The following is a 12,271-nucleotide window of genomic DNA, read 5'->3' as shown; positions in this document are numbered from 1 at the left end:
CTGCGATGAATATCGCATTCAGTTGGCGAACTATGGCTGTCGGAATACTGGTCGTTGGGATCGTCGTTGCGGGCCGGTTGGCATTCTACTATCGCGACAGCTACCACCACGCCCTCGACAAGCAGCGTGAGTTCGCACAACTGGCAGAGACCAGACAAAAAACCATCGTTGATATGCAGGCCAAACAGCGCGTTGTGGCGGATATTGATGCTAAATACACAAGAGAGCTAACAGATGCCAAGGCTACTATCGATCAGCTTGAGCGTAGTGTTATCGCTGGTAACCAGCGGCTGCGCGTCAACGCCAGTTGCAAATCCGTGCCCAGTCTCACCACCGCCAGCGGCCTGGATGATGCAAGCCGCGCCGGACTTAATGACACCGCTCAACGGGATTATTTCACTCTCAGAAAGAGAATCGAAATTGCCCGAAGCCAAATAGCGGGGTTGCAGGATTATATCCGAACGGTATGTCTTGCCCCGAAAGATTAGAGGAAAACTATTTTATGGCAGGACTAAACGGCAAAAAAAAGCTGTTCTGCCGTGAGTACATTCTTGATCTGAATGCAACACAAGCGGCTATTCGCGCGGGTTACAGTGCGAGGACTGCCTATAGCATAGGTGCGCGTTTACTAACGGAAGCCGCAGTAATTGAGTGTATTAAACAGCTTAAACAAAAACGGATTGAACAATTAGGTATAGATGCCAACTATGTATTAATGCGCTTGTTTGAAATCGACCAGATGGATGCTCTGGATATTTTAAATGAAGATATGACTATAAAACCGATTAGTGAATGGCCCTTAGTCTGGCGTCGATATTTAAGTGGGTTTGATTTGGCTGAAATATTTGAAGGTCGTGGGGAAGATCGCGAAATGGTCGGCGTCCTCAAAAAGATAAAGTGGCCTGACAAAGTTAAAAACCTTGAGCTGCTGGGCAAGCATGTGACCGTTCAGGCATTTAAAGATAGCGTTAAAAATGAGATTACAGGCGCGGACGGCTCGAATGGCGTAATCATCAAACTGGTTAACTCCCCAGATGGCGACTGAACATACTATAGAATTTCTGCCATTTCACAGCAGACAGAAAAGTATTTACCGTACTCCGGCAAAACGTAAAGTGATCCGCGCGGGGCGTCGCTTCGGTAAAACAACAATGCTCGAACAGTGCGCAGGAAACTGGTCAGCGCACCGCATGCGGGTGGGTTGGTTCGCGCCCTCTTATAAAATCCTGCTTCCCTCTTACAAGACGATACGCAACCTTTTAAAGCCGGTGACAGTCAGCGCGAGCAAAACCGATATGATTATCGAGCTGATCGGCGGCGGGCAGGTAGAGTTCTGGACGCTGGACAACCCGGACGCCGGACGCTCCCGCAAATATCATAAAATAATCATTGATGAAGCATCGCTGGTTAAAAAAGGAATGCGGGACATTTGGGAGCAAGCCATTGAACCGACCCTGCTTGATTACGACGGCGATGCAGTCATGGCCGGTACGCCGAAAGGCGTAGACGATGAAAATTTCTTTTATCAGGCGTGTAACGATAAAGCACTGGGGTGGGAAGAGCATCACGTACCTACTACTGCTAATCCCCAAATTAAACCGTCTGCGTACGCGCAAATTGTCGCAGGCAAGCCCCCGCTTGTCGTTCAGCAGGAATATTTAGCCGAGTTTGTCGACTGGCGCGGCCAAAATTTCTTTAAGCTTGACTGGCTGCTTGAAAATGGTGAACCGGTGGATTATCCGGCGCACTGCGATACCGTGTATGGCGTCGTGGATTGCGCTCAAAAAGGCGATATTAATAACGACGGCTCGGCGTGTATCTGGTTTGCGATTATCAATTATCCGACCCCACATCTGATAATTTTAGACTGGGACATCATTCAGATAGACGGCTATTTTCTGAAAGACGTTGTTCCGCAGTGGGTGAATAAAACAAAACATCTCGCTGAGATATGCCTGGCGCGAATGGGTTGTACGGGTTTGTTTATCGAAGATAAAGCCACGGGTATTACTTTGCTTCAGCAGGGCGCTAACGAAGGCTGGAACGTCCATCCGATTGACAGCGGTTTAACTGCACTGTCTAAAGAGTCACGCGCAATAAACATATCTGGCTACGTGGCATCGGGAAAAGTACGCGTATCTAAATACGCTTACGAAAAAATATCAGAATATAAGCAGTCGAAGAAAAATCATCTGTTAACGCAGGTCTTGCAGTTCATCATTGGTGAAGCTAATCAGGACGATGATCTGTTCGACTGTTTCAACTACGGTGTAACACTCGGCCTCGGTAACGGCGAGGGCTTCTGACGGGACCTACTTATGTACGAAGATGATTTCGCGTTCGGCAGCGACTCGACGGAGCTGATTAAGCTTCTGGAAAGCGACGATATTCAGCCCGGAATAACTGCTGGTTATCAGACGTGTAAGACTATCTATCTCTATCACCCCCTGGGCGGGAAAATGGTGGACCGTCCGGTCAAAATGGCTATGAACGAACCCAGGGCCGTGCATATCGCGCAAGCGTTTGGACTTGAGCAGCGTCTGCGTGATGCGTTTGAAAGAGAATGGAAAGCCCTTAATGCCAACCGGCACATCGCTAATGCTGCGCGTATCGCCCGAATTTACGGCGTTTCAGCCGTGGCGATGCTTGTGGATAATCAGTCGCCGGACGAGTCGCTGGACTATCGCACGCTGTACAAGCATAACGTGAGTTTTAACGTTCTTGATCCGCTTAACACCGCGGGCAGCATCGTGCTGAATCAGGACCCCAATGCGCTGGACTTTCAGCGTGTCGAGGGCATCAGAGTCGCGGGGAAACCGTATCATAAATCGCGCTGTGTGGTTGTGCAGAACGAAGATCCAATTTATTTAGCGTACAACGCTGCGGCTTTCGGTTTCAGCGGTCGCAGCGTCTATCAGCGCGCATTATACGCGCTCAAGTCTTTTATACAGACAATGCGCACAGACGACATGGTAGCCGCAAAAGGTGGGCTGCTGGTGACAAAAATTCAGAATCAAAGTTCTATAGCAAACAGTGTGATGCAAAAGCTAAACGGCATTAAGCGTCATATGCTTAAGCGGGGAAAAACCGGCGAAGTACTGCAAATTGGGATGCAGGACAGTATTGAATCCATTGATTTGAGCAATCTTGAAAAACCGCTGGACTCCGCACGCAATCATATACTTGAAAATATCGCCGCTTCAGCAGATATGCCAGCCATCATTCTGAACTCAGAGACATTTGCGCAGGGCTACGGAGAGGGTACGGAGGACGCGCGATCTGTCGCGGTATACATTGATAATATCCGGGGCTGGCTGGAGCCGCTTTACGATTTTTTCGTCAGGGTGTGCCAATATCGCGCTTGGAGCATAGAATTTTTCCGTTCCCTGCGTGCGGATTTTACAGAGATTGAGGACACATACAGCGTCTATTTTTCAAAATGGATCAACAACTTTGAATACCGCTGGCCGTCGTCTCTTAAAGAGCCTGAAAGCGAAAAAGTGAAGGTAGATGAAATACGCTTCAAAGCTATCGTGAGCATGCTCGAAGTGCTTTTACCGCAGCTTAATCAGGACGATGGTAACCGCGCGGCGCTGGTAGAGTGGGCGTGCGAAAACGCGAACGCCAACGAGCATCTTTTCCCGCAACGCCTTGATCTGGATTTTGATGCGCTACGGGACAATCCACCCGCGCAATCCGTACAAAATGAGCCAGGGGGCGGGATGATGCTATGAGAGCTTTTACCCGAAAAGTCAGGGATGCCGTCAGATACTTCCTGCGAAACGGCTATTCGTCGCGGGAAGAGCTGGAGCGCTGGCAAAGCATTATCAGGGGCGCGGCAGAGGGTGAAACATCGGGTGATTTCCTCGACAGGGTTTCACGTCACCTGCGGCATACCTATGAAATGCAAATCAGCCGCGCTAAAGCGCTGAGACGCCATCCAGGTGTTTCCCGTTTCACTCTCAACTATATCGAGCCGAAACTTCGGACAGAGCTGGACAGACGAATTTTGGCAAGCGTTGATTTGATAAAGCTTAACCGACAAAAAGCGATTGCTACGACGCTCTCGCGGTTCAGCGGATGGGCCAGCAGCATCCCCAGCGCGGATTCGATAGCGTTACGCGGCGTACAAGGCGCGATGTTAAAAACGGCAGAGCACATCCAAAAGAGTGCAGAGCAGGTCGATTTTGAAGCGCGTCGGGTGATGATTGATCAAAATCACAAGCTGATAGCTAATATCGATAACGTCATCGCAACAGATAATAACGCAATTGCCGCGGTCTGGCACAGCCACTGGCGACAACCCGGATATGACTACCGGCGGGACCACAAAGAGCGGGACCAGCTCACATATCTTATCCGCGGCAACTGGGCGCAGAAAAAAGGCTATATCAAACCCGGCAATGCGGGCTATCTGGATGAAATTACCCAGCCAGGTGAAGAGGTTTTTTGCCGCTGTTACGTTACCTACATCTACAACCTTCGCAGTATCCCTCAAGAAATGCTGACTAAAAAAGGTAAGCAATTTCTGGAGTCCTTAAAAGCAGCATAGGAGCATTAATCCGTGGCTATTTCTGGTAGCGGGATAATGTTTCGTCAAGGTGAGTTCGTCTTCCTGATCCAGCGCTCAGACGATGGAATGTGGTGCATACCCGGCGGCGACGTTGCGCCGGGTGAGCTTGCTGTAGACGCAGCACGGCGAGAAGTACAGGAGAAAGTGGGCTATCAGTACGACGGCCCGCTGACACCGGAAAGTGTTTCCGGTGATTATCTCACGCTGCGCGCCACCGTGCCCGATCAGTTTGACGCAGTAATTAACGACGAGTCGCTTGGCGCTGGATGGTTTCATATTGACGATTTGCCGAAGCCGTTGCATCAGCCCTTTGCAGAGGTTTTGTCAGAGCAATCGCTCAACGAAACCGAAGTGGCCGCGCTTATCGCTGACGGAACATTAAGCAGCCCGCAGTATTTTATCAACATGTGGATGTTCGCCATCCGGGTGACAGGAACAGGGGTTACCTGGCGCTCCGCAGACCAACAGATGACCTTCCGCAATCCGGATGACTATCTCACCCCCGAATTTCTCCAGCGTGTGGCCGGGTTACCTCTAATCTGGCTGCACCCCGAGAAAAATACGCTCGATAGTGATGAGTTCGCAAAACGCGTTATCGGCACCCTGACCAACAGCTGGGTTGCTGATAATGGCGAGGTGTGGGCCATTGCGCGCGTATACGACGCCGAGGCTGCCGAAATTATGGCGACCCGGCAATTAAGCACCTCCCCAACCGTCAAATTTGTTGAGGTGCCCGATTCAATCATTGAGATCGACGGTCAGCCTCTACTGGTGGAGCCATCCCCTGAGCTGCTCGACCACGTTGCAATTTGTGAACAGGGGGTGTGGGACAAACTCCTGGCCCCTACTGGTGTTAAATCTGATTCCATTCCAAATGAGGCTGAAAAAATGGACGAGGAAAAGTTTGTAGAGATGTTTAATAAGTGCATGGACGCACGCGAAGCGAAAGCCGATGCGGAGGCCGAAAAAGCCAAAGCCGATGCAGAAGCGAAAGAAAAGGAAGAGAAAGCGGAAAAAGCTGATTCTGAGGCGAAAGAAGCAGAAGAAGCCAAGGCCGACGCAGAAGAGAAGGGCGCCAAGGAAAAAGCCGACGCGGAGGCCAAAGAAAAGGCAGATGCTGAAGAGGCTGAACGCCTGGCAAAAGAAAAAGCAGATTCTCAGCTTCGCAATGAGATCGCGGAGTTACGCGCACGCATTCCGACTGAGCTAAGCGACTCCGAGCGTAACGAAGTGGCTGACGCACAGGTAAAAGCCGATAGCGTGTTTTCAGGTTTCGGGAAGCGCGCACCGATCCCGCTATCCGGGGAAAAACCGCTGGCTTACCGCAGGCGGCTGATGGTGCAACTACAGGAGCATTCCCCTGATTTTAAAGCCGTGGATTTATCGTCAATCGCCGATTCCGCGCTGCTGGGATTTGCTGAGAAGCAGATCTACGCCGATGCGCAGAAATCAGCGAGTTTGTCGGTCTCGCCCGGAACCCTGCGCGAAATAAAACGCGCAGATGCAACAGGACGTCAGATTAGTACGTTTGAGGGCGATCCGTCAGCAGCATGGGCACCCTTCAAAGCGGGTAAGCGTCAGGTCACCGGATTTAATAACCAGGCTTAAAAGGAGTAATTAATGGCAAGTTTATCTCTTAATCCGATGGCGACGACTAACGCCCTCGGTTCATTCGGTGTTCAGTCAGATGGGTACATCCAGGGCGTGGCGCTGGACGACCCCGCAAACCGCTTCAATCTTGCAGCGGGAACGGTAGCGGAAAACGAGACACAGCCGCTGTGGGGCGGTCTACCCGTTGCCGAGAATTTGCCCGGAACGAATTCCAGCCCACGCGGATCAACAATTCGCAGAGCGGTATCTCTGTCGGGAATTGAAGGTTTCACGGTATTCAACCAGGCACATAACGGGCTTACCACGCCTCAGTCTCCAGTGCCGCTGTATGCGTCAGGCATGAGCGTTTCTTACTATCGTCTTGGCTCGAATATGCGCGTACCGCTAAAAGCTTCTCCGGAAGTGGTCGCGCTGGGTACATCCGGGGCATCGGTAAAAACGCCGCTGGCGTGGGATTTTGTTAACAGTCAGCTGACAACCGCAGCATCTGCCGGATTTTCGGGCGCTGATATCGCTACAACGGCGATTAGCTATGAAGATGGCGTTGCTAAAGCGACTACGGCATCCGCTCACGGACTGGTAGCAGGCCAGTACGTAAAAATAAGCGGTGTGGCCCCTGAAGCGTACAACGGTACTGTGATCGTTTTGTCAGCGCCCACTACTACCTCGTTCACTTATACCCCCGCGGCGGTCCCGTCCGGCCCTGCGACTACGCAAGGAAATATGGGTGCCGTAGCGCTTACTGATATTGCATTGCCCGTGAAACTGATCGCTATTGAATCGGGTAACTCAAATACCGTCAGTTATGACAGCGTGAAGGGCTTTCTGACGTGGAAAAACGAAGACAGCTGCGCGCTTGTCTTATTATAATCCGGAGCAAAATTAAATGGCTGCAATCACTCCCAGTTACACTATTGTCAATCCGTCGTATATCGCGCCTGAGATGATAATTGGCTATCAACAGGCGTCCGGCGCGTTTGAAGCTATCGCTAGCGGCAATCCTCAAATACGCCTTGGCGTTGGCGATCAATACGCTTATCTGCGTCGTCTTGATATCCGCACGCAGGTCACATCAAGCCAGTCGGGAAATGGCAATCAGCTTCCCAGCGTGGCACTTGAAACACGAATGATATCTACACCGACATACCTTTTTCGTTGTCGCGGAATTTATGATCATCACGATATGGCGGCGGCCGGGAACTGGAATATCGCATTACCGGAAGCACAGCGTTTAGGTATGCGTCAGGGTATTTTTCAACAGCTACGATCCGCGTTGCTGAACGGCATGAACCCAGCAGAGGGCGAAGGTCTGCTGAATACCGCGGGCGCGACTACAGAAACCCTACCCGCTGACACCAGCGGCAACGCAACAGTATTATCTTACGATCACGGACAAATGGCGGTCTATCTGCTCGGGCACGTGCAGGCAGCGCTAACCCGGACGATGCAGCTTGGACGCCAGCAGCGTGTAGTAATACTTGGTCCGCAAAGGGTGCTGGGCGCGATGGAGATTCAGCAGGTTGTACAACTGACATCTTATCAGCGTCCCGGCGGCGGTACTGATACCGTTGGCAACATGGTAGAAGAGGTGCTTAAAGGTGCTAACGTTCGGGTTGACTGGGTATATGACGATACGCTTATCGGCGCCGGTGCGGGGAATACCGATGCCGTGATTATTACGGTTCCCGAAGTTGAGGTGCCGATGACCAATTCAACGGTGAATACTAACGAATTTGCCAGGTTGTCCCCGTCTCTCGCGGCTAACGCGCTGATGTTCTGCGACATGGCGGCACCGCGTGAAATTCCGACCCCTATCCCCGGCGGCGCGGTTGATGTGCTGTCAGAAATGCGCTCAACATCGGGCTGGGCTGTGCGCCCGGAAGCCATAACCGTCCTTTCGATGAAATACAGCGCCTGATCTATTGAGAATTAAACAAGCCTCCGCCGGGGAAACTCCGCGGAGCTTTTTTTTTGTGGGGTAAACAATGAAACTTTACATCGCTAATACGACTAAGCAACGCCACGTTTTTACTTTCCGCATGCTGGAAACGGGTCGCCTGCGCCAGATCCCCATACCGCACGGGGGCCAGATGCAGGTACTTGAAGGCTCCTCAGATGAAATTGACGCAGTTATTCAACATCATCAGGCATACGGGTTAGTAGACTCCAGCAGAATAGATCAGAGTAAAGCGTTTATTGGCTTGTGCTACAGCATTAATAAGCCCGTTTCGTCGGCAGTCATCGAAAAAACGCTACGTGATAACGATCATCATCTTACGCGTGAGGCTCACAACCGCCGGCAGGCTTCTGTTGCCGCACTGGACAGCACGTTACGCGAAAGTGGCACCGGATATTCCGGGGAGATGGAGTTTAGCGCAGAGCGAACTAAGGGCAGGGATGACGGAGACGACGTATCAGATATTAACGAAACGATAGTGACGCCCAAATCCGGGAGCCGGAAAAAATGACGATCAGCGTGGCCGGTTTTATCGGATTCGTTCGCACTGAAATGGGCATTACGGCAGACGATATCCCGGACGCGTCCGGGTCTCTTACGGCAGCGTACAGCGGCGCGGTGGAGTGGGTTAATCGTGAAATTGAAACGGTTATGCCAATCCTGTATGCCAGCGCCGTCTACAACCTCGCGGCGTCTTTTCTCGTCAACTACGGAACTGAACCCGTGCTGGCGAAGTTGAGGAGCGCTAAAGGACTGAATGATTTTAAATCCGGGGTGATAACCGGGGCGTCGGATAACGCAACCAGTGCCCAGCGACTTGCCCCGGATTTTTTTAAAGATTTATCGCTATCGGATTTACAAATGCTGCAAGATCCGTGGGGCCGCCGCTACCTGATGATCGCTCAACAATTCGGAAGCCTGTGGGGGTTGTCATGATTACTTTTCATCTCGGCGTTATTGATATTCCCTACGAAGATGAGAACACGACTACCGGCGACGTCGCGGGATATCTTGAGTCTAAGTACCGCATCATGCAGACGTTCTTCGATCGTCACAAAAACGATATCGCTGATCTGATAACGAAAGACATGGCAGCCGGACTTGAAAATTTGCTGGCGGGGGCATCCGCGAACCGCGATCCGCTTGCGGAATCAATGTCGCATATTCACAACCTGTTTGTCGCTTTTCTTGATAACGAAGAAATGAACGGCTTGCCGGGCGTACCCACGCGCCGCGCGTTGCTCGGAATTTCCAAACGCTTCAAACACAAGAAAGGCAACCCGCGTCCTTCATTTATCGATACCGGAACCTATCAGGCTTCTATGCGCGCCTGGGTAAGCGGGGTGCTCAATGCCTTCCCTGAGTGAGTTTAGTACCGCAAAAACAGAGTTAAACGCCACACTGACGACGGGTCTTGATGACCTGAGTCAGTTTCAGAGCGTGACTTTTACCAGGTATATCCGCAAAGTTTTACCGCTTGATGGTTTCGTGTTCTGGATTAAAGCCTCTCTGCTTGACGAAAGTAGGTGTAGTGAGCCGGACACAATCAGCGTTAAGGGTTATCTGCATCTGACGACTGAATCTATACAGGATGATGAGCAGTTATACGATCGTAACGTGGTGACATTCACAGCGCAGGCGGATATCGATCCGTTTAACGATATTGGTTCAGATGCGATTTACATCGGCGAGTTTTTCGGCATTCAGTTCTCTTTTTCGCGCCGTACGGGACTGAATGAACCCGCGAACCTTTATCACTACACCGGCGAAGCGATTTATCCTCACATGCGATCGCAGATTATCAATTCTGCCGCAGATATCGATCTCAATGATGTAGTGGTATCTAACTCGTTGCCGGTCTGGTTGGCACTTAATAAGTTTATGCCAATGTATCCGGCAATGCTGGCACTACAAAACCTGTCGCCGCCCTACGCGACAATTAAATGCAGTAATACCGCGCCAATCGCGGGGGCCTTCTTTCTTGACGAGAATCAGAACCAATATCAGCTGGTTTCCGAAGATGTAACGCTCGCCATTACCGGCCTGCGTAACGCGCTCGTGCAGGATTTTTTAAGCTATATCCAGGACTACACGCTGAGCGACACAGCGGAAATGGGAGTAATGAATACCCCCGTCGTGCAGGATGAGCGCGTTACGCAGAACGAGCTGAATATTCTCGCGCAGCGGAAAACTATCAAATTCAGAATTAATTACTATCAGCAGCGGATGAGAAACCTATCCCGTGGACTGATCACATCTGCAATTCCGTCTTTATTCCCGGAGAAATAACGCAATGTCTATTGTTAATATTAATGTGTCGGTAACCGATCCCCCCAGGCCTTCGGCTCTGCTTAAATCCGGTGCGATGGTTTCTACAGGCGGTACGACCCTCGCGCCTGGCAGCTATCAGCTTTTGACCTCAGCAGAGGACATCAATGCGATTCTCGCCCCGGCTAAAGCTATATCTTCTCTCGCATGGGCAACAGGAATAGTGACCGTCACGCTGGCAGAGGCGCACGGCTGGCGGGAGGGCGATAACGTCCCGATCATCGTTGCGGGAAGTATCCCCGCTGGCTATAACGGGGCGTTTACGTCGACCGTGACCGGGGATAAAACCCTTACTTATGCTCTGAGTGCTGATCCGGGAACCGCAACCACAACGGGCACCGTCTCCTCAGTCGCCGCGGGTGAAATACAGCAGATGAGCGCAACATACTGGGCGCAGGGTTCCGGGCGTGCGGTTTATGTTCTGGAACTCGGTGAGCTAAGCGTACCGGCCGCAGTGAAAGCGCTCGGTACATTCATCAGTGAAGATACCTCACTCGGCAATACCTACCAGAAGTTTTTTTCATATCTGACGCCGCGGGAATGGGACACGGAATCAACATTCCGCGCACTGGTGAACAATTACACGTCAGCCGGATCGCTGGTTAAATTCTTTGTTACTACGACAACCGCGACCTGGGAGGCCTGGGCCTCGGAAAAATATCCAAATGTATTTGCAGGCGTCGAAGCCCCAGGCATAAGCGCCACTGAATTTTCGATGGCTGCCCCTTTCCAGTCTGCTTTATCCAACGATCCGGGTTCATCAAATATGACGCCTCCGATGGCGTGGCGCTTTATGTACGGCGTGACCGCTTATCCGGCGGCGGGCAATGGCGCTTTGCTAAAGACGTTGCAGGCTAACAGCATTAATTACATCGGCACCGCTGCGGAAGGGGGACTTAGCAATAAAATGCTGGTAGCGGGGCATATGCTGGACGGAAACCCTTTTAATTACTGGTATGCCGTCGCGTGGTGCGCGATCAATCTTGAACTTGATATCGCAAACGAAATCATCAACGGATCTAACACCAGCGTCAACCCGCTTTATTACAATCAGCAGGGGATAGACAGGCTACAGCGCCGCGCGCTGAAAACGTTACGCTCAGGGATAAGTTACGGCCTGATACTTGGGCAGGCCCTGGGTGAAAGCATGATCCAGAGTGATTTTAACGACGCATACAATAAAGGGCAGTTTGCAGGCAGTGCTGTGATCAACGCGGTGCCTTTTGCGAGCTACACAAGCCTTAACCCCTCGGATTATGCCCAGGGTAAATATGGCGGCCTCAGTACTGTGCTTACGCCGTCGAGGGGCTTTGAGTCGATTACATTCAATGTGAATGTCACTAATTTCGCGGGAGCATAAGGCATGTCCAATCCATTAATTCCTCAGGGCTTTCTTAACAGAGTCCGGGGCAGCATGACTGTTACTGATATCCCGGTGTTGAATGTAACTGCGTCGTATCTCGGTAAAGACGGGATCAGCTTACGACCCGACGGCGCGGCTACCGATATCATCGCTACGATGACGGGCACGATCGGCAGTCAGGCACCGTATCAGCAGGCAACAGTGACCGTTCATCTGCTTAAAACGCAGGCGCTCGCGGTGAGCTATCAGAATCAGTTTATTAATGATACAGCGCTGGGAGAAGTGGTAGTAACGCCCGACGCGACACCCTTTAACGCTATTACGTTGCATAACTGTTATCTGGTCAATTTCAACGAACTGACTTTCAGCGGCGCGGACGCGGGTTACGTAGTCACGATAACCGGGTATCTGATAACCAATAATAAAATGTGGGATTAAT

General features: G+C 51.3%; 14 protein-coding genes. All 14 read left to right on the top strand.

Features of this window, described 5'->3' with window-relative positions:
* Positions 1–488 (top strand): lysis protein (locus tag BL249_RS08625; RefSeq protein WP_342633914.1); only part of this gene is annotated, 488 nt, incomplete at its 5' end.
* A 14-nt stretch (positions 489–502) separates the two neighbouring features.
* Positions 503–1,045 carry a terminase small subunit gene (locus tag BL249_RS08620; protein ID WP_099707115.1) on the top strand — a complete coding sequence of 181 codons (543 nt, stop codon included), beginning with the start codon at positions 503–505 and terminating at the stop codon, positions 1,043–1,045.
* On the top strand, positions 1,035–2,306 hold the full coding sequence (locus tag BL249_RS08615) for a hypothetical protein (protein ID WP_099707114.1): 1,272 nt from the start codon (positions 1,035–1,037) through the stop codon (positions 2,304–2,306). The genes BL249_RS08620 and BL249_RS08615 overlap by 11 nt, the downstream gene beginning before the upstream one ends.
* Positions 2,307–2,318: 12 nt before the next feature.
* On the top strand, positions 2,319–3,734 hold the full coding sequence (locus tag BL249_RS08610; protein WP_099707113.1) for an anti-CBASS protein Acb1 family protein: 1,416 nt from the start codon (positions 2,319–2,321) through the stop codon (positions 3,732–3,734).
* Positions 3,731–4,552: a hypothetical protein gene (locus BL249_RS08605; RefSeq protein ID WP_099707112.1), complete on the top strand. Its 822-nt coding sequence runs from the start codon at positions 3,731–3,733 to the stop codon at positions 4,550–4,552. The genes BL249_RS08610 and BL249_RS08605 overlap by 4 nt, the downstream gene beginning before the upstream one ends.
* Before the next feature lie 12 nt (positions 4,553–4,564).
* The gene (locus BL249_RS08600; RefSeq protein ID WP_099707111.1) at positions 4,565–6,181 is read left to right on the top strand and encodes an NUDIX domain-containing protein; all 1,617 of its coding nucleotides are present in this window, start codon (positions 4,565–4,567) and stop codon (positions 6,179–6,181) included.
* A gap of 12 nt (positions 6,182–6,193) precedes the next feature.
* Complete coding sequence (locus BL249_RS08595; protein WP_099707110.1) at positions 6,194–7,054, top strand: hypothetical protein; 861 nt, start codon at positions 6,194–6,196, stop codon at positions 7,052–7,054.
* A gap of 16 nt (positions 7,055–7,070) precedes the next feature.
* Positions 7,071–8,102, top strand: coding sequence for a DUF2184 domain-containing protein (locus tag BL249_RS08590; protein WP_099707109.1), 1,032 nt, complete (start codon positions 7,071–7,073; stop codon positions 8,100–8,102).
* A gap of 67 nt (positions 8,103–8,169) precedes the next feature.
* Positions 8,170–8,652, top strand: a complete 483-nt coding sequence (locus BL249_RS08585) for a hypothetical protein (protein WP_099707108.1) — start codon at positions 8,170–8,172, stop codon at positions 8,650–8,652.
* Positions 8,649–9,077: a hypothetical protein gene (locus BL249_RS08580; protein WP_092879946.1), complete on the top strand. Its 429-nt coding sequence runs from the start codon at positions 8,649–8,651 to the stop codon at positions 9,075–9,077. Before BL249_RS08585 ends, BL249_RS08580 begins: the two co-directional genes overlap by 4 nt.
* Positions 9,074–9,508, top strand: coding sequence for a hypothetical protein (locus tag BL249_RS08575; RefSeq protein WP_092879943.1), 435 nt, complete (start codon positions 9,074–9,076; stop codon positions 9,506–9,508). The genes BL249_RS08580 and BL249_RS08575 overlap by 4 nt, the downstream gene beginning before the upstream one ends.
* The gene (locus BL249_RS08570) at positions 9,492–10,430 is read left to right on the top strand and encodes a hypothetical protein (protein ID WP_099707107.1); all 939 of its coding nucleotides are present in this window, start codon (positions 9,492–9,494) and stop codon (positions 10,428–10,430) included. Before BL249_RS08575 ends, BL249_RS08570 begins: the two co-directional genes overlap by 17 nt.
* A 4-nt stretch (positions 10,431–10,434) precedes the next feature.
* Positions 10,435–11,829, top strand: coding sequence for a hypothetical protein (locus tag BL249_RS08565; protein ID WP_099707106.1), 1,395 nt, complete (start codon positions 10,435–10,437; stop codon positions 11,827–11,829).
* 3 nt (positions 11,830–11,832) lie between these two features.
* On the top strand, positions 11,833–12,270 hold the full coding sequence (locus BL249_RS08560; protein ID WP_099707105.1) for a hypothetical protein: 438 nt from the start codon (positions 11,833–11,835) through the stop codon (positions 12,268–12,270).
* The last annotated feature ends 1 nt before the right edge of the window (position 12,271 follow it).

Source organism: Erwinia sp. OLFS4 (genome assembly GCF_002752165.1).
GTDB lineage: Bacteria > Pseudomonadota > Gammaproteobacteria > Enterobacterales > Enterobacteriaceae > Izhakiella.
Note: the sequence above shows the minus strand (reverse complement) of the source record. Positions and strands in the feature narration are given on the sequence as shown.

Coding starts and splice junctions, on each gene's coding strand:
- BL249_RS08620 (WP_099707115.1), top strand. CDS start 503: ATGGCAGGACTAAACGGCAAAAAAAAGCTGTTCTGCCGTGAGTACATT.
- BL249_RS08615 (WP_099707114.1), top strand. CDS start 1,035: ATGGCGACTGAACATACTATAGAATTTCTGCCATTTCACAGCAGACAG.
- BL249_RS08610 (WP_099707113.1), top strand. CDS start 2,319: ATGTACGAAGATGATTTCGCGTTCGGCAGCGACTCGACGGAGCTGATT.
- BL249_RS08605 (WP_099707112.1), top strand. CDS start 3,731: ATGAGAGCTTTTACCCGAAAAGTCAGGGATGCCGTCAGATACTTCCTG.
- BL249_RS08595 (WP_099707110.1), top strand. CDS start 6,194: ATGGCAAGTTTATCTCTTAATCCGATGGCGACGACTAACGCCCTCGGT.
- BL249_RS08590 (WP_099707109.1), top strand. CDS start 7,071: ATGGCTGCAATCACTCCCAGTTACACTATTGTCAATCCGTCGTATATC.
- BL249_RS08585 (WP_099707108.1), top strand. CDS start 8,170: ATGAAACTTTACATCGCTAATACGACTAAGCAACGCCACGTTTTTACT.
- BL249_RS08580 (WP_092879946.1), top strand. CDS start 8,649: ATGACGATCAGCGTGGCCGGTTTTATCGGATTCGTTCGCACTGAAATG.
- BL249_RS08575 (WP_092879943.1), top strand. CDS start 9,074: ATGATTACTTTTCATCTCGGCGTTATTGATATTCCCTACGAAGATGAG.
- BL249_RS08570 (WP_099707107.1), top strand. CDS start 9,492: ATGCCTTCCCTGAGTGAGTTTAGTACCGCAAAAACAGAGTTAAACGCC.
- BL249_RS08565 (WP_099707106.1), top strand. CDS start 10,435: ATGTCTATTGTTAATATTAATGTGTCGGTAACCGATCCCCCCAGGCCT.
- BL249_RS08560 (WP_099707105.1), top strand. CDS start 11,833: ATGTCCAATCCATTAATTCCTCAGGGCTTTCTTAACAGAGTCCGGGGC.